This window comes from Stappia sp. 28M-7, assembly GCF_014252955.1.
Classification (GTDB): Bacteria; Pseudomonadota; Alphaproteobacteria; order Rhizobiales; family Stappiaceae; genus Stappia.
Genome location: NZ_JACMIA010000001.1, coordinates 242,997 through 260,028, shown reverse-complemented (window position 1 = coordinate 260,028; position 17,032 = coordinate 242,997). Strand labels below are relative to the sequence as shown.

Sequence of the window (17,032 nt, the reverse complement as noted above, 5' to 3'; positions counted from 1 at the left end):
GCCCGATACCCGTGTCGCCGACGTCAGAGATCGAGGACGAGACGCTTGATGTCCTCGAGGCTCTCCTTGACGCGCACCAGGAAGGTGACGGCTTCCTTGCCGTCGACGATCCGGTGGTCGTAGGACAGCGCCAGATACATCATCGGCCGCGCCACGATCTGGCCGTTCACGACCATCGGACGCTCCTGGATCTTGTGCATGCCGAGGATGCCCGACTGCGGGGCGTTGAGGATCGGCGAGGACATGAGGGAGCCGTAGACACCACCGTTGGAGATGGTGAAGGTGCCGCCCTGCATCTCGTCCATGCCGAGCTTGCCGTCACGCGCCTTGCGGCCGAACTCGGCGATCTTCTTCTCGATCTCGGCGATGGACATCTGGTCGGCATCGCGCACGACCGGAACCACCAGGCCCTTGTCGGTGCCGACGGCGACGCCGATGTGGCAGTAGTTCTTGTAGATGATGTCCGTGCCGTCGATCTCGGCATTGACCGCCGGGATCTCCTTCAGTGCATGGCACACGGCCTTGGTGAAGAAGCCCATGAAGCCGAGCTTCACGCCATGCTTCTTCTCGAACAGGTCCTTGTAGGTGGAGCGCAGCTCCATCACCGGACCCATGTCCACCTCGTTGTAGGTGGTCAGCATGGCAGCGGTGTTCTGCGCATCCTTCAGGCGGCGCGCGATGGTCTGGCGCAGCTTGGTCATGCGCACCCGCTCCTCGCGGGCCGCATCCTCGGCACCCGACGGCGCACGCGCGGCAACGGGAGCCGAAGAGGCGGAGGACTGCTGCGCCATGCCGGTGGCCACGGCGGCGATCACATCGCCCTTGAGCACCTGGCCGCGCTTGCCCGAACCGGCAACCTGATCAGCGGCAATGCCCTTCTCCGCCATCATCTTGGCGGCGGCCGGAGCCGGCGGCATGTCGGTGCCGGCCTTGGCGGCCGGAGCCGGCGTCTCGGCAGCAGGCGCCTTGGCCGGAGCGGCAGCGCCAGCACCGGCTGCGATCTTCAGCAGCAGCTGGCCCGGCGTGACGGTGTCGCCGGTCTTGGCGGAGATCTCCACCACGGTGCCGGAAACCGGCGCCGGGATCTCCTGGGCGGCCTTGTCGGTCTCCAGCTCGACGAGCACATCGTCGGCCTTGACCTGGTCGCCGACCTTGACGAACCACTCGCCGACATCGGCTTCGGTGACGCTCTCACCAGCGGACGGCACCACCACGTCGACGGTCTCTGCCGAGGCAGAGGCGGCCGGAGCGGACTTGGCACTCTCGGCCTTCGGCGCGGAAGCCTTGGCGGGTGAGGCGGCGGCCGCGCCGGCGCCTTCGGAAATCTGTCCCAGCAGGGCGCCGACCTCGACGGTGTCGCCTTCCTTGACCAGGATATCGGTCAGCGTGCCGGAGGCCGGGGCCGGAACCTCGACGGTCACCTTGTCCGTCTCCAGCTCGACGATGGGCTCGTCCGCGTTCACCTTGTCGCCGGGCTTCTTGAACCACTGGGCGATGGTCGCCTCGGTCACGGATTCTCCGAGGGTGGGCACTCGAATTTCGGTCGCCATGATCAAAATCTCTTTCATCCGGTGGCTGCACGGAGCCGCCTTCGGTTCCGCGCGCTAGCGATGGAGTCTTGCGTGTCCGGCTCCTAGAGGGCCGGGAATAGGCCGGCTCCCGGATCGTTGCCCGGGAGCCGCAAAGGCTACTCGGCGAAGGCCTCGTCGAGGAAGGCCTGCAGCTGCGCCATGTGCTTCGACATCAGGCCCGTCGCCGTCGCCGCGGAAGCGGCACGGCCGACATAGCGCGGACGCGGATGCTTGGCGTCGATCTGGCTCAGCACCCACTCCAGGTAGGACTGGACGAAGAACCAGGAGCCCATGTTCTTCGGCTCTTCCTGGCACCAGACGAAGTCCGCATCCTTGAAGCGCGACAGTTCGGAGACGAGCGCCTTGGTCGGGAACGGATAGAGCTGCTCGACGCGCAGGAGATAGACGTCGTCGATGCCGCGCTTCTCGCGCTCCTCGAACAGGTCGTAATAGACCTTGCCCGAACACATCACCACGCGCCGGATCTTGTCGTCCGGCTTCAGCTTGATGTCGCTGTAGCCCTCGAGCTGCGCGTCGTCCCACAACAGCCGGTGGAACGCCGAACCGTCCGAGAACTCGTCGAGGCGGCTGACCACGCGCTTGTGGCGCAGCAGCGACTTCGGCGTCATCAGGATCAGCGGCTTGCGGAAGTCGCGCTTCAGCTGACGGCGCAGGATGTGGAAGTAGTTCGCCGGCGTCGTGCAGTTGGCGACCTGCATGTTGTCTTCCGCGCACATCTGCAGGAAGCGCTCCAGGCGGGCGGAGGAGTGCTCCGGCCCCTGGCCCTCATAGCCATGCGGCAGAAGGCAGACGAGGCCCGACATGCGAAGCCACTTGCGCTCGCCCGACGACAGGAACTGGTCGAAGACCACCTGAGCGCCGTTGGCGAAGTCGCCGAACTGCGCTTCCCAAAGGGTCAGCGCGTTCGGCTCCGTCAGCGTGTAGCCATATTCGAAGCCAAGCACCGCCTCTTCCGAGAGCATCGAGTTGATGACCTCGTAGCGGGCCTGATCCTTGCGCAGGTTGTTGAGCGGGATGTAGCGCTGCTCGTCTTCCTGATCGTAGAGGACCGAGTGGCGCTGCGAGAACGTTCCGCGCTCGCAATCCTGGCCCGACAGACGGACGGCATGGCCCTCCAGCAGCAGCGTACCGAAGGCGAGCGCTTCCGCGGTCGCCCAATCGATCCCCTCGCCGGTCTCGAACATCTTCTCGCGATTGTCGAGGAAGCGGCGGATGGTGCGGTGGACGTTGAAGCCGTCCGGCACGCCCGTCAGGGCCTTGCCGACAAGCTTAAGGTCTTCCATCGGCATCGCGGTCTGGCCGCGGCGGGGATCGTCGAGATCCTGCGCCTGCTTCAGACCCGACCACTTGCCGTCCAGCCAGTCGGCCTTGTTCGGCTTGTAGGCCTGCCCTGCCTCGAACTCCTGGTCGAGACGGGCGCGCATCTCGCCGCGCATCCCCTCGAGCTCGTCGGAGGTGATGACGCCTTCCTTGATCAGCTTCTCGGCATAGATCTGCAGCGTCGTCGGATGGCTGCGGATCTTGCGATACATGATCGGCTGGGTGAACGCCGGCTCGTCGGACTCGTTGTGGCCGAAGCGGCGGTAGCAGATCATGTCGATCACCACCGGCTTGCCGAAGAGCTGACGGAACTCCGTGGCCACCTTCGCCGCGTAGACCACCGCTTCCGGGTCGTCGCCGTTCACGTGGAAGATCGGCGACTCGATCATCTTCGCCACATCGGACGGGTACGGCGAGGAGCGCGAGAAGCGCGGGTTCGTCGTGAAGCCGATCTGGTTGTTGATGATGAAGTGGATCGAACCGCCCGTCCGGTGTCCGCGCAGCGCGGACAGGCCGAAGCACTCGGCGACCACGCCCTGGCCGGCGAAGGCCGCATCGCCGTGCAGCAGCAGCGGCAGCACCTTGGAGCGATCGACCTCGGTGGTCTCGACCCAGCGGCCGTTAACGGCCGAGAGCTGGTCCTGCTTGGCGCGTGCCTTGCCGAGCACCACCGGATCGACGATCTCCAGGTGCGAAGGGTTGGCGGTCAACGACAGGTGAACCTTGTTGCCGTCGAACTCGCGGTCCGAGGACGCGCCGAGGTGGTACTTGACGTCGCCGGAGCCTTCCACGTCGTCGGGGGTGAACGACCCGCCCTTGAACTCGTGGAAGATCGCGCGCAGCGGCTTGCCCATGACCTGGGACAGCACGTTGAGGCGGCCGCGATGGGCCATGCCGAAGACGATCTCCTGCACGCCGAGCGCGCCGCCGCGCTTGATGATCTGCTCGAGCGCGGGCAGCAGGGCCTCGCCGCCGTCAAGACCGAAGCGCTTCGTGCCGGTATACTTGACGTCGAGGAACTTCTCGAAGCCCTCGGCCTCGATCAGCTTGTTGAGGATCGCCTTCTTGCCCTTGGGCGTGAACTCGATCTCCTTGTCCGGGCCCTCGATGCGCTCCTGGATCCATGCCTTCTCCGCCGGATTGGAGATGTGCATGAACTCGACGCCGAGCGTCGAGCAATAGGTGCGCTTGAGGATCTCGAGCATCTCGCGGAGCGTCGCGAACTCGAGGCCCAGCATGTAGTCGATGAAGATCTTGCGGTCCCAGTCGGCCTCGGTGAACCCGTAAGACGAGGGATGCAGTTCCTCGTGATCGACCTGCTCCTTGAGGTTCAGCGGATCGAGGTCGGCATGCAGATGGCCGCGCATGCGATAGGCGCGGATCATCATCAGCGCGCGAACGGAATCGCGCGTCTGCTGCTGCACATCGGCGTCGGTCAGGGCTTTGCCCTTCTCTTCGGCCTTTGCCTTCAGCTTGTCGCCGAGAGCCTTCTCCACCGGCGCCCAGTTGCCATCGAAGGCGTTGACGAGATCGCCATTCGCCGCCGGCGGCCAGTCGGCACGCTTCCAGGATGCGCCACGCGCCTCCTTGAGCACGTCGGCCTTTTCGTCAGCCAGGTTGGAGAAGAAGTCGCGCCACGTCTCGTCGAGAGAGCCGGGGTCTTCCTTGTAGCGCGCATAAAGATCTTCGATATACGCTGCGTTGCCGCCGTAAAGAAACGACGTCATCGCGAAGGCATTGTTCGCGTCCTGCCGAGCCATCACTATAGCGAGGTTACCCCCGCCCGCCTGTTGAGGGGAGCCCTTTCACGCAGCGCCCCGTTTAAACGGATGTGGGATGAAGCAGCGCGATGCGTGTCCCGCGCCGCTCCTGTTCAAAGCGGTACACGGGAAACTTCCTTGAGGGAAGCTCCCGTGCCCCATATGTGGCTGCGAACTCGGTAAAAAAACCGATAATCGCGAAAAATCAGCCCTTCAGGACCTCAAGGAGGGTCTCGCCGAGCTTGGCCGGCGAGGGAGAAACGCGGATGCCCGCCTCTTCCATCGCCGCGATCTTGTCCTCGGCTCCCCCCTTGCCGCCGGAGATCACGGCGCCGGCATGGCCCATGGTGCGACCCGGAGGCGCCGTACGGCCCGCGATGAAGCCGGCCATCGGCTTCTTGCGGCCCTTCTTGGCCTCGTCCTTGATGAACTGCGCGGCCTCTTCCTCGGCCGAGCCGCCGATCTCGCCGATCATGATGATCGACTTGGTCTCGTCGTCGGCGAGGAACATCTCCAGGATGTCGATGAACTCGGTGCCCTTGACCGGGTCGCCGCCGATGCCGACGGCCGTGGTCTGGCCGAGACCGGCGTTCGAGGTCTGGAACACCGCCTCATAGGTCAGCGTGCCGGAGCGCGAGACGACGCCGACCGAGCCCTTCTTGAAGATGGAGCCCGGCATGATGCCGATCTTGCACTCTTCCGGCGTCAGGATGCCCGGGCAGTTCGGGCCGAGCAGGCGCGACTTGGACTTCTCCAGCCGGGCCTTGACCTTGACCATGTCGGCGACCGGGATGCCCTCGGTGATGCAGACGATGAACGGAACCTCGGCATCGATCGCCTCGATGATCGCCGCGCCCGCGCCTGCAGGGGGCACGTAGATCACGGACGCATCGGCACCGGTTGCCTCGCGCGCCTCGCCGACAGTGGCGAAGATCGGCAGGGACGCGGCGGAATCGAGACCGGAGGTCCAGTTCTCACCGCCCTTCTTGGGGTGCACGCCGGCCACCATCTGGGTGCCGTAGTAGCCCAGAGCCTGCTCCGTGTGGAACGTACCGGTCTTGCCGGTCAGGCCCTGGACGATGACCTTGGTGTCTTTGTTGACGAGAATGGACATCTAGCTGCCTTCCTTCATTTTCACGGCACGCCTGCGAAACCACATTCCAAACAATGCCACTAGGGCGTTGATCAGGAAGACTACGGAAGCAAGGAACGCAAAGTAAGCAACCATCATCGGATGGAGCCCGTTATTTGCACTTCCCGATAGATAGCTGGCGAAAATCCAACCCGCGACGCAGATCAAGCCAGACAAGGCAACGGATGCCAGAGACACCCATTTCTCAAATCTCACCCAACCGGCGCAGCGACCCGCTGTAAACGAGAAGATGCTCAGCACCAACGATGCCAGCACAACTCCTCCCAACGGGCTGTTTATTGGAACCAAAGCTCCTATCGACTCCCAAGCTTCCGTTGCCCTACGTGGTTTCGAGCGTGCGTGCGGCTCAACCTTTAACGGCCTTGACGATCTTCTGCGCGGCGTCGTCGAGATCATCGGCGGCGATCACGTTGAGACCGCTTTCGGAAATGATCTTCTTGCCGAGTTCGACATTGGTACCTTCGAGGCGAACGACGAGCGGCACCTGGAGGCCGACTTCCTTCACCGCCGCCAGCACGCCTTCCGCGATCACGTCGCAGCGCATGATGCCGCCGAAGATGTTGACCAGGATGCCCTTCACGTTCGGATCGGAGGTGATGATCTTGAACGCGGCCGTGACCTTCTCCTTGGAGGCGCCACCGCCGACATCGAGGAAGTTCGCCGGCTCGGCGCCGTAGAGCTTGATGATGTCCATGGTCGCCATGGCCAGGCCGGCGCCATTGACCATGCAGCCGATGTCGCCATCGAGCGCCACATAGGCGAGGTCGTACTTGGAGGCCTCGATTTCCTTCTCGTCCTCCTCGGTGACGTCGCGAAGCTCGACGATCTCCGGGTGACGGAACAACGCGTTGCCGTCGAAGGAGACCTTGGCGTCGAGAACGCGCAGGCGGCCGTCCTTCATGACGATCAGCGGGTTGACCTCGAGCAGGCTCATGTCCTTCTCGACGAAGGCCTTGTGCAGGATCGGGAACAGCTTCATGCCGTCCTCGCGCGCCGCACCGGTCAGCTCCAGCGCATCGCAGAGCTTGGCCGCATCGGCCTCGGTCACGCCCGTGTCCGGATCGATCGGCAGGGTGTGGATCTTCTCGGGCGTCTCCTCGGCCACGGCCTCGATGTCCATGCCGCCTTCGGTCGAAACGACAAAGGCCGGACGGCCGACGGTGCGGTCGACGAGAATGGAGAGGTAGAGCTCGCGCTCGATGTCCGCGCCGTCCTCGATATAGAGGCGGTTGACGACCTTGCCGGCCGCGCCGGTCTGCTTGGTCACCAGCGTGTTGCCGAGCATTTCGGCCGCGTGCGACTTCACCTCGTCCAGCGAGAAGGCGAGACGAACGCCGCCCTTTGCGTCGGGGCCGAGTTCCTTGAACTTGCCCTTGCCGCGACCGCCGGCATGGATCTGGGACTTCACGACCCAGAGCGGGCCGGGAAGCTGCTTTGCGGCGGCCTCGGCTTCGTCGGCCGAGAAGATGGCCACGCCCTTGGCCACCGGCGCGCCATAGGCCTTGAGAACCTCTTTGGCCTGGTATTCGTGGATGTTCATGTGTCTATCCCCGGATGGTTTTGACAGAGCTCGCCCAATGCGAGACGGGAGGCCAGCGGCCTCCCGTGAAACTGTCCTCAGGCAAGCGCCGGCTGGATCTTCTTGCAGGCCTCGACCAGACCGTCGACAGACGCGACGGACTTGTCGAAGTTGGCCTTTTCCTCGCCCTCGAGAGAGATCTCGATGATGCGCTCGACGCCGTCGGCGCCGATCACCACCGGAACACCCACATAGGTGTCGTTCAGGCCGTACTGGCCGGTCAGATGCGCAGCGCAAGGCAGCACGCGCTTCTTGTCCTTGAGGTAGCTCTCGGCCATGGCGATGGCAGAAGAAGCCGGAGCGTAGAAGGCCGAGCCGGTCTTGAGCAGGCCGACGATCTCGGCGCCACCGTCACGGGTGCGCTGGACGATCTCTTCCAGACGCTCGGCGGTGCACCAGCCCATCTTGACCAGATCCGGCAGCGGAATGCCGGCGACGGTGGAGTAGCGGGTCAGCGGCACCATCGTGTCGCCGTGGCCGCCCAGCACGAAGGCCGTCACGTCCTCGACGGAGACGTTGAACTCCTCGGCGAGGAAGTAGCGGAAGCGGGCGGAGTCCAGCACGCCGGCCATGCCGACAACCTTGTTCGCCGGCAGGCCGGAGAACTTCTGCAGGGCCCAGACCATCGCGTCGAGCGGGTTGGTGATGCAGATGACGAAAGCGTTCGGGGCATGCGCCTTGATGCCCGCGCCCACCTGCTCCATCACCTTCAGGTTGATCTCGAGCAGGTCGTCGCGGCTCATGCCGGGCTTGCGCGGCACGCCGGCGGTGACGATGACCACATCGGCACCGGCGATCGCCTCGTAGGAGTTGGCACCGGAGAGCTTGGCATCGAAGCCGTCAACCGGAGAGGATTCGGCAAGGTCGAGCGCCTTGCCCTGGGGCGTACCTTCGGCGATGTCGAAGAGGACGATGTCGCCGAGTTCCTTCAGGCCGGCGAGGTGGGCGAGCGTGCCGCCAATCTGTCCTGAGCCGATCAGAGCGATCTTGTTCCGAGCCATATCCTGTTGCTTCCCTTTACGTAAAATGGAGCATCGGCCGTTCTCAACGACCGCGCATGGCACTAAACCCTTTGGCGCGTGGGTGCAAGCTAATCGAAGGAATAGAGGCGGGCTGGCGAACCGGAATGCGGAGCCGGATTTCCTCAGGCCGGATCGCTGAGCCAGGCTTGCGAGCGCATCTCGACAAGGCGTGAGACCGTGCGCTGGAACTCGAAGGATTCCGTTCCCGAGGTGGCGATGTAGAGCCCCTCCGGCTCCGCCTCGGCGGACACGATCAGTTTGTTGCGGTTGTTGTAGAGCGTATCCACCAGGTTGATGAAGCGCTTGGCCGCATTGCGTTGGGGCAGGTCCATCACCGGCACGCCTTCCACTACGAAGGTGTGATAGGACAGCGCCAGGCGCTGATAGTCCGCCGCGCCCAGCGGCTTTTCGCAAAGTTCCGCAAACGTGAAGCGTGCGACGCCGGCGGCCGTGCGCGAGACAGGGATCTTGCGCCCCTTCATCTCCAGCACCTCTTCATGCGCCGGCAATCCATGCGTGAGCTTGCGCCAGAGATCGTCGACGGCGCGGTCGGTCTCCGACCCGAGCGGCGACAGATAGAGAGGGGCGCCGGCGAGCTTCTCCAGACGGTAGTCGGTGCGTGCGTCGAGGCAGACCACGTCGACCCGGGTCTTGAGCAGCTCGACGAAGCCGAGGAAATGCCCGCGGTTGAGCCCGTCCCGATAGAGATCGTCGGGCGCAACATTCGACGTGGCGACGACGACGACGCCCAGCTCGAACAGGCGCGTGAACAGCCGGCCGAGGATCATCGCATCGGCGATGTCGGTGACGGCGAACTCGTCGAAGCACAGGAGACGGGTGTCGGCGGCAAGGTCGGCGGCCACCGGCGGGATCGGATCGTCGCCAGAAATGCTGCCGTCGCGGATCGCCGCCCGCACCGCATGCACCCGCTCGTGCACATCGGCCATGAACTCGTGGAAATGCACCCGCCGCTTCTTCTTCATCACGGCGATGTCGAAGAACAGGTCCATGAGCATGGTCTTGCCGCGGCCAACCTTGCCCCAAACGTAAAGTCCCTTGATGGGTTCCTTGGCGGCGCCGCGCTTGCCGAACAGCCAGCCGAGCGCGCTCTTCTTGGAGGCCGGGCCGGTCTCGGCCAGCACCGCATTGAGCCGGTCGAGCAGGGCCGCGACTTCGGTCTGGGCCGGATCCCTTTCGATTTCACCGGCCTCGACCAGCGCGTCGTAGCGCCCCGTGACCGTATGCGCGATCGGAATCGTCCGTCCTGCCGGTTGCGTCGAAGCCATGATCCAGTCCTTGAAAGAACCGGGATCCCGGGGCCGGGTCCCGGAAAACGCAACCGTTGCCCGCAGGTTGCCTCCGCTTCGCTGGATAGCCCGAGCAAGCGGGCAAGAGCAAGCGCCGAGGATTCCGCCCGCGGCGCAGAGTTACTTTTGGGGGAGGAAGGCGTCGTCGACCGGCACCTGCAGGCCGGTCGCCAGGCGATTGGTCTCGCTGGCCATGCCGACGACCGCCAGGAGTTCGCCGAGCTGGGCCTCGCTCATGCCCTTGGCGCGGGCCGCGGTCGTGTGCGAGCGGATGCAGTATTCGCAGCCATTGGCGATGGACACCGCCACGTAGAGCATTTCCTTGACCAGCGGATCGAGCGCGCCCGGCGCCATCACGTCCTTCAGGCTGGCCCAGGTCCGCTCCAGCAGCGCCGGATCATTGGCAAGAACCCGCCAGAAATTGTTGATGAAGTCCGTGTTCCGGGTGGCGCGGATATCCGCGATCACCGCGGCAGCGCGGGGCGAGAGCTCGCTGTCTTCCAGAACCGGCCACACCGACATTGCCTTGCCCCTTCCGCTTATCTGCCCGCCGGCCGCAATTGCGGACAACGGGCGCTGACCGACAGGCCGCTCTTACCGATAGACCTGGATCGGAGCGCCGGAGGTCGTGCGGCCGGAGAAGTTCTCGGCGCCGGTCGCATAGAGTTCGGCCACCGTCGCGCCGCTGGCATCCTTCAGCAGCACCTGCTTGCCCTGCAGGTCCCAGGCCGAGATCGTCTGCATCTGCGGCGAGGCACAGCCGCGGGAGTTGGCGCGGTAGCCGCCGCTCCAGGTGGTCAGCGTCATGAAGAGCTTGCAGTTGTCCGCGCCGGAGGCAATCGACCAGCCGCCGAGCATGTCGCTGCGGCCGATCTCGCGCGCGCCGGCGGGCGGGCCGCTCGGGGCGGTGCCGGCGGACGGGTCGACGGCGGCAACGTTTGTCTGGCTGCCGTCGAGAGGGGCGCCCTGAATCGGCTGGCCGTCGGGGCCGAGCGTCGGCGACATCGGCTGGAGAGGCTCGAGGGACTGGCTCGCCACCGGAGCGGTCGGGGTGGCCGGCAGCGGCGCGCTCCGGCTTCCGTATCCCAGGCGCTGACAGCCAGCGAGCGCCACGGTCAGACAAAGCGCAGCAGCGAGAGGCGCGCTATACCGGGAGGAACGGGTCATGATGTGTCTGTCCTTGCTCGTTCTATGCCTTGGCGGTCGGCTCGCAGGCCCCTAGAGCGGCAGTCGGCAGCCCTGCCACGACGCGCTCGACCTGCAACGCAACCGACTATCGCAGTCCCGGCCGATTCTTGTCGGTTTTGGTGACCAAATGGTTGACGAGCCTTCAATGGGCGGGCAATTGGTCCAAATCATGACCCGACCAGCGTGATCGGACATGATCGTGGCGGTCATGAATTCGCCTCGAACCCTCTATATAAAAATGACAGGTCTGGGGAGACCCGAGGAGCGGTGCTGTCCTCATCAGGAGCATCGCATGTCGTTTCGAACCGACAAGCCGGCAACCGGCTACTACAGAAAGCTGACCTACAACGATATCGCGCAGTTTCGCGACCACCTTCTCCGTCTCGATCCGATCGCCCGCCGAGCCCGCTTCGCCATGCCCGCGAGCGATGCTTTCCTGCGGTGCTATGCGGATACCAGTTTCACCCTGGGAACGGTCATCCATGGCTACTTCGCCGAGGGTCTCTTGCGCGCGGTAGCGGAACTGCGTCCGTTCGAAGATGGCGTCAATGCCGAGGCAGCATTCTCCGTCGAGCAGAACTGCCAGCAGGCCGGCATCGGCACGCGGTTGATGGAGCTGACGCTGATCGCGGCACGCAACCGCGGGTGCCGGCACATCTACATGAATTGCCTGGCGACCAACCGGGCCATGCAGCAACTTGCCCGCAAGTTCACCGCAGACCTGACCTTCGAGATGGGCGATATCGTCGGCCGGATCGAGCCGCGCAGCTTCTCCGCGTTCAGTCTCCTGCGCGAAGGGCTTGCGGACATGTTCGGGATGATCGGTGCGCTGACGGACGGCCCGCGCAAACCGCTGGGAGGCTGAGACCGGCATACAGCCGGCCTCGGCGATCAGGCGATACGGCGCAGGGCAACCGGCCGAAACAGCCCCTCCTCAAGGGCGAGGTTGATGCGTCGCCGCAGCTCGTGAAACGCGTCGCGCAAGGCATCCCGCCCGACCAGTCGCGACGTGTGCGGCCCCACATACCATTCCAGCAGACGTGCATGAGTCGGCCAGACCCGGCGCGTTGCGGCGAGCGCCGCTGCGCTGAGGCCGACCACGACGTCGGGAACCGGCGCGTGCGGCAAGGCGAAGAGCTGCCAGCTTTTCGGCTGCAATCCCTCGCTCTGGAGCCCATGGGCGGCCAGAACGCGCTCCACCCCCTCGGCCAGGCGGGGAGCGGGCGACAGACCCGCGGAAAATGCCCGAATGCTGCGGCCGTCATCTGCATTGAGATAAGCCTCGGCCATCGGACCGAGCCTGGCGTTGTCATCGCACAGGAACAGGACATTCACAGTCATCTTCACTCCTTGCTGCACGCAAGCCCTACCTGCAACCGCAGATGGGAATTGCGCGCACCGGTTTCCACCACCGGCCAGAAGATCCGGCGGCGTAAGCGAATCGCGTTTCCGCCCCCGGGCAGGTGATACGGAAGATCGGAAACGCGAATATGACGAGCCGGGAGACTGTACAGGGCGAAAAGGCGGCAATCGGAAGGCGCGAGACGCTCTCCGCCGCAACCCTTGCAGATCATGCCAGGGCGTCGAACGCCGCCAGAGCCTCGGCTCCGTAGATCATCGAGGGCCCGCCGCCCATGTAGACGGCGACGCCGATCGCCTCGATCACTTCCTCGCGGGTCGCGCCATATTTGGCAGCCGCCTTGGCGTGATAGCCGAGGCACCCGTCGCAGCGCGCGGCAATGCCGATCGCGAGCGCGATCAGTTCCTTGGTCTTGGAGTCGAGCGCGCCGGCTCCGATCGCGGCTTTCGCGACCTCATGGAAGCCTTTGGCAACGCCCGGCATTCCGCTACGCAGATCACCCATCCGGCGATCCGTCTGTTCGAGAAAGGCACTCCAGTCGCTCACGGCCATGATGCAAGGTTCCCTCGCTGGTTTCATCGGCGCGAAACTAGCGATCTCCTGCCGGGCACTCCTTGCGCTGGATCAACCCGTCCACCGGTTCGCGCTTGACCCTCCGGCGGCATCCGGTCACCTCTTGCGAAGCGCAACAAACCGGAACGCCGTTCATGCCCTTCGCCATCTGGTGCATCCTCGCCGCCGCTGTCCTGCCGATCCTCTCCGCCTTTCCGGGCAAGTTGTCGAAGGACTTCGACAATGCGCGCCCGAGGGATCCGGACTACTGGAAAGAGGGTTTCCGCGCCCGTGCCGCCGCCGCCCAGGCGAACGGCTTCGAGGCCCTGCCGCTGTTTGCCGCTGCCGTCATCGTCGGGCTTTGGCAGGGCGGGAATGCCGAGTGGATCGACCGTCTGGCCGGGCTGTTCATCGGCGCGCGGCTGATCTTCATCTTCTGCTACTGGACCGACCGGGCAACGCCGCGCTCGCTCGCCTGGGCCGTCGGCTTCCTGTCCAGCATCGCGATCTTCACAAGCCCGGTCTGGAGCTGAGGCAACGCAAAAGGCCGCCCGGATCGCTCCGGACGGCCTTTCGAAACGCGGTGAAATGCGACAGGCGAGTGCGTTAGACGCGGCGCTCGACCATCATCTTCTTGATCTCGGCAATCGCCTTGGCCGGGTTCAGGCCCTTCGGACAGGCCTGGCTGCAGTTCATGATCGTGTGGCAGCGATAGAGGCGGAACGGGTCCTCGAGATTGTCGAGGCGCTCGCCGGTGGCCTCGTCGCGCGAATCGATCAGCCAGCGATAGGCCTGCAGCAGGACGGCCGGGCCGAGATAGCGGTCGCCGTTCCACCAGTAGCTCGGGCACGAGGTCGAGCAGCAGGCGCACAGGATGCACTCATAGAGGCCGTCGAGCTTGGCGCGGTCCTCGTGGCTCTGGCGCCACTCCTTCTCCGGGGCCGGCGTCGTGGTCTGCAGCCAGGGCTCGATGGAGCGGTGCTGGGCGTAGAACCGCGTCAGGTCCGGCACGAGATCCTTCACCACCGGCATGTGCGGCAGCGGGTAGATCTTGACCGGGCCATCGCCGATCTCGTCCATGCCGCGGGTACAGGCGAGCGTGTTGGTCCCGTCGATGTTCATCGCGCAGGATCCGCAGATGCCCTCGCGGCAGGACCGGCGGAAGGTCAGCGTCGGATCGATGTTGTTCTTGATGTAGATGAGCCCGTCCAGGATCATCGGACCGCAATCGTCGAGGTCGACGAAATAGGTATCGACGCGCGGGTTGCGGCCGTCATCCGGGTTCCAGCGATAGATGCGGTATTCCCGCAGGTTGGTGGCGCCGGCCGGCTTGTCCCAGACCTTGCCCTGGGTCACCTGGGAGTTCTTGGGAAGCGTCAGCTGTACCATATCTCGTCGCTCCGCGTTTCGGTCGACCGGATCGGGCCGGCCATCCATTCCGTTCAAGTTTTCAGCCGTTCAGGCAGACCGCCTCAACAGCACATTGTCTTCCGTTTCGCCTTCGGCGAGGTAGCCGAAGGTGGCAAGCACGGCGAGGCAGTCTTCCTGCCAGTGCTCGCGGCAGTTTGTTTCCAGCAGGATCGCGCCGGGATGATCGCTGGGGTCCGTCGCCCTGATATAGGGCAGCAGAACCCGGTCCTCGTATCCCTCGACATCGACCTTCAACACGTCGACGCGTTTCACGCCGTACCCTGCCAGGATCTCTGCCAGCGGCTGCACTCGGACCTGGCGCGCATGCCAGTCGCCCTGCCACTCTTCCGTCAGTTCCGGCACCAGGGTCGCAAAGCCGCAATTGCTCGGCTCGCTCCAAAGGTCCATGGTGCCGCAGCTCTCCCCGACCGCCACCGTCGCCACGTCGATATCCGCCAGTCCGTTGGCGGCGATGTTGAACGCAAGGCGCCCCGCCGTCTCGGGATTGGCCTCCACCGCCAGCACACTGGCACCGCAACGCGCGGCGGCAAGGCTGTAGCTGCCGACATTGGCTCCAACATCGACGAAGACCGTACCCTGGCGCAGGTGAGCGGCAAGAAAGCGCCGCTCGGCCCGCTCGGGCAGTCGCTGGCGCGCCAGGATCTTGCGGTCGTCATAGTTGGAGCCGGGATAGAGCCGGAAACGGAGCCCCTCGACCTCGGTGTCGAACGGCCCGGCGAAGAGGCGGGCGACAATCGCCCGGAGCTTCTTGCGCAGGGTCGGCGCGAGATCGTGCCAGTCGGCCAACCGCCAAGCCAAACGCGCCAGTCCCCGGGCCCGATAGGTCCCGAAAGGAGAGGTCGTGTCGACAAGGGTGGCTGCCGCCGTCATGTCCGCAGGGCTCCAGGCGCACCGGCACGGCCCTCGACAAGGCCCGGCCGGTACGCGGTCTCCATCAGTAGACGCGCGCCTTCGGCGCGATCTTCTTCGGGTCGATGCCGCCTTCCTCATAGGTGGTCAGCGGCTCGGTGATCACCGGGCGATACTTGAGCGTCACCTGGCCGGCCTCGTCGACCCAAGCCAGCGTGTGCTTGCGCCAGTTCTCGTCGTCGCGACCGCCCATCGGACCGTCCTTGTAGTCCTCGCGGGCATGGGCGCCACGGCTCTCCTTGCGTGCCTCGGCGCCGTAGACCGTGGTGATGGCATTGGCCATCAGGTTCTCCAGCTCCAGCGTCTCCACCAGGTCGGAGTTCCAGATCATCGAGCGGTCGGTGACCTTGAGGTCGGCCATCTCGCCCCAGATCTGGGACAGGCGCTGGCAGCCCTGCTCGAGGCTTTCCTGGGTACGGAAGACGGCCGCGTCTTCCTGCATGGCCCGCTGCATCTTCTCGCGCAGCTGCGCGGTCGGCGTGCCGCCATTGGAGTGACGGATGCGGTCGAAATGCCCCATGATCCGGTCGCAGGAGGCCTCGTTCGGCGTCGGAACGGCCGACTTGCGGTCGATCACCTCACCCGCCTTGATCGCCGCCGCGCGTCCGAAGACGACGAGGTCGATCAGCGAGTTGGAGCCGAGACGGTTAGCGCCGTGCACCGAGGCGCAGCCGGCCTCGCCGACGGCCATCAGGCCCGGCTGGATCGCATGCGGATCGTCCGCCGTCGGGTTCAGCACCTCGCCCCAGTAGTTCGTGGGAATGCCGCCCATGTTGTAGTGGACGGTCGGCAGGACCGGGATCGGCTCCTTGGTGACGTCGACACCGGCGAAGATCTTCGCCGATTCGGAGATGCCCGGCAGACGCTCGCCGAGGATGTCCGGATCGAGATGATCGAGATGCAGGAAGATGTGATCCTTGTTCTTGCCCACACCGCGGCCTTCGCGGATCTCCATGGTCATGCAGCGCGAGACGACGTCGCGCGAGGCAAGATCCTTGGCGGAGGGTGCATAGCGCTCCATGAAGCGCTCACCCTCGGAGTTGACCAGGTAGCCGCCTTCGCCGCGTGCGCCTTCGGTGATCAGGCAGCCCGCGCCGTAAATGCCGGTCGGGTGGAACTGCACGAATTCCATGTCCTGCAGCGGCAGGCCGGCACGCGCCACCATGCCGCCACCGTCACCGGTGCAGGTATGGGCGGAGGTCGCCGAGAAATAAGCACGGCCGTAACCGCCGGTGGCCAGAACGACCATCTTGGCGGCGAAACGGTGGATGGTGCCGTCGTCGAGGTTCCAGGCGATGACGCCCTGGCAGACGCCGTCCTCGGACATGATCAGGTCGAGCGCGAAATACTCGATGAAGAACTCGGCATTGTTGCGCAGCGACTGGCCGTAGAGCGTGTGCAGGATCGCGTGGCCGGTCCGGTCGGCCGCGGCGCAGGTGCGCTGCACGGGAGGACCGTCGCCGTAGTTCTGCATGTGGCCACCGAAGGGACGCTGGTAGATGCGGCCGTCCTCGGTACGCGAGAAGGGCACGCCGTAGTGCTCCAGCTCGTAGACCGCCTTGGGCGCCTCGCGAGCCAGATACTCCATGGCGTCGGTGTCGCCGAGCCAGTCGGAGCCCTTCACCGTGTCGTACATGTGCCACTGCCAGCAGTCGGGCGTCATGTTCTGGAGCGAGGCGGCGATGCCGCCCTGCGCCGCAACGGTGTGCGAACGGGTCGGAAAGACCTTGGAGATACAGGCGGTCCTGAGGCCCTGCTCGGCCATGCCGAGGGTCGCCCGCAGGCCGGCGCCGCCGGCTCCCACGACCACCACGTCGTAGCGGTGGTCGACGAAGGAATAGGCTTGTCCTGCCATGTTG

At 65.1% G+C, this 17,032-nt stretch carries 16 protein-coding genes; 2 read left to right on the top strand and 14 right to left on the bottom strand.

The window, feature by feature from the left end; genetic code table 11:
- Positions 1-23 precede the first annotated feature (23 nt).
- From odhB to H7H34_RS01175, 9 genes are all read right to left on the bottom strand, one after another.
- Positions 24-1,550, bottom strand: a complete 1,527-nt coding sequence (gene odhB, locus H7H34_RS01215; protein WP_185923989.1) for a 2-oxoglutarate dehydrogenase complex dihydrolipoyllysine-residue succinyltransferase — start codon at positions 1,548-1,550, stop codon at positions 24-26.
- Between the two features lie 137 nt (positions 1,551-1,687).
- A complete protein-coding gene (locus H7H34_RS01210) occupies positions 1,688-4,672 on the bottom strand; it encodes a 2-oxoglutarate dehydrogenase E1 component (RefSeq protein ID WP_120270518.1) in 2,985 nt (994 codons plus the stop codon).
- 205 nt (positions 4,673-4,877) lie between these two features.
- Positions 4,878-5,786, bottom strand: a complete 909-nt coding sequence (gene sucD, locus H7H34_RS01205; protein WP_120270519.1) for a succinate--CoA ligase subunit alpha — start codon at positions 5,784-5,786, stop codon at positions 4,878-4,880.
- Positions 5,787-6,080 (bottom strand): hypothetical protein, encoded by a 294-nt coding sequence (locus H7H34_RS01200; protein ID WP_185923988.1) that lies wholly within the window; start codon positions 6,078-6,080, stop codon positions 5,787-5,789.
- Between the two features lie 91 nt (positions 6,081-6,171).
- Positions 6,172-7,365, bottom strand: coding sequence for an ADP-forming succinate--CoA ligase subunit beta (sucC, locus tag H7H34_RS01195; RefSeq protein WP_185923987.1), 1,194 nt, complete (start codon positions 7,363-7,365; stop codon positions 6,172-6,174).
- Positions 7,366-7,442: 77 nt separating this feature from the next.
- Entirely contained in the window at positions 7,443-8,405 is a 963-nt protein-coding gene (mdh, locus tag H7H34_RS01190) for a malate dehydrogenase (protein WP_120270521.1), read from the bottom strand.
- A gap of 143 nt (positions 8,406-8,548) precedes the next feature.
- Positions 8,549-9,712: a cell division protein ZapE gene (gene zapE, locus H7H34_RS01185; protein ID WP_185923986.1), complete on the bottom strand. Its 1,164-nt coding sequence runs from the start codon at positions 9,710-9,712 to the stop codon at positions 8,549-8,551.
- A gap of 141 nt (positions 9,713-9,853) precedes the next feature.
- Positions 9,854-10,255, bottom strand: coding sequence for a carboxymuconolactone decarboxylase family protein (locus H7H34_RS01180; RefSeq protein WP_120270523.1), 402 nt, complete (start codon positions 10,253-10,255; stop codon positions 9,854-9,856).
- A 72-nt stretch (positions 10,256-10,327) separates the two neighbouring features.
- A complete protein-coding gene (locus H7H34_RS01175) occupies positions 10,328-10,900 on the bottom strand; it encodes an AprI/Inh family metalloprotease inhibitor (protein WP_120270524.1) in 573 nt (190 codons plus the stop codon).
- Between the two features lie 313 nt (positions 10,901-11,213).
- Between H7H34_RS01175 and H7H34_RS01170 the strand changes: the two genes are divergently transcribed.
- Entirely contained in the window at positions 11,214-11,786 is a 573-nt protein-coding gene (locus H7H34_RS01170; RefSeq protein ID WP_185923985.1) for a GNAT family N-acetyltransferase, read from the top strand.
- 26 nt (positions 11,787-11,812) lie between these two features.
- Here the strand turns inward: H7H34_RS01170 and H7H34_RS01165 are convergent, their stop codons facing one another.
- The gene (locus H7H34_RS01165; RefSeq protein ID WP_185923984.1) at positions 11,813-12,262 is read right to left on the bottom strand and encodes an arsenate-mycothiol transferase ArsC; all 450 of its coding nucleotides are present in this window, start codon (positions 12,260-12,262) and stop codon (positions 11,813-11,815) included.
- Positions 12,263-12,491: 229 nt separating this feature from the next.
- Positions 12,492-12,833, bottom strand: a complete 342-nt coding sequence (locus tag H7H34_RS01160; RefSeq protein ID WP_185923983.1) for a carboxymuconolactone decarboxylase family protein — start codon at positions 12,831-12,833, stop codon at positions 12,492-12,494.
- 155 nt (positions 12,834-12,988) lie between these two features.
- Between H7H34_RS01160 and H7H34_RS01155 the strand changes: the two genes are divergently transcribed.
- A complete protein-coding gene (locus H7H34_RS01155; RefSeq protein ID WP_185923982.1) occupies positions 12,989-13,366 on the top strand; it encodes an MAPEG family protein in 378 nt (125 codons plus the stop codon).
- 73 nt (positions 13,367-13,439) lie between these two features.
- On the opposite strand, the gene H7H34_RS01150 is transcribed toward H7H34_RS01155, so the two are convergent.
- The 3 genes from H7H34_RS01150 to sdhA all read right to left on the bottom strand — a co-directional run bounded on the left by H7H34_RS01150 (position 13,440) and on the right by sdhA (position 17,028).
- Positions 13,440-14,222, bottom strand: a complete 783-nt coding sequence (locus H7H34_RS01150) for a succinate dehydrogenase iron-sulfur subunit (protein WP_120270527.1) — start codon at positions 14,220-14,222, stop codon at positions 13,440-13,442.
- Positions 14,223-14,291: 69 nt separating this feature from the next.
- Positions 14,292-15,134, bottom strand: coding sequence for an FkbM family methyltransferase (locus tag H7H34_RS01145; protein ID WP_120270528.1), 843 nt, complete (start codon positions 15,132-15,134; stop codon positions 14,292-14,294).
- Between the two features lie 64 nt (positions 15,135-15,198).
- Positions 15,199-17,028 (bottom strand): succinate dehydrogenase flavoprotein subunit, encoded by a 1,830-nt coding sequence (gene sdhA / locus H7H34_RS01140; protein ID WP_185923981.1) that lies wholly within the window; start codon positions 17,026-17,028, stop codon positions 15,199-15,201.
- Positions 17,029-17,032 lie beyond the last annotated feature (4 nt).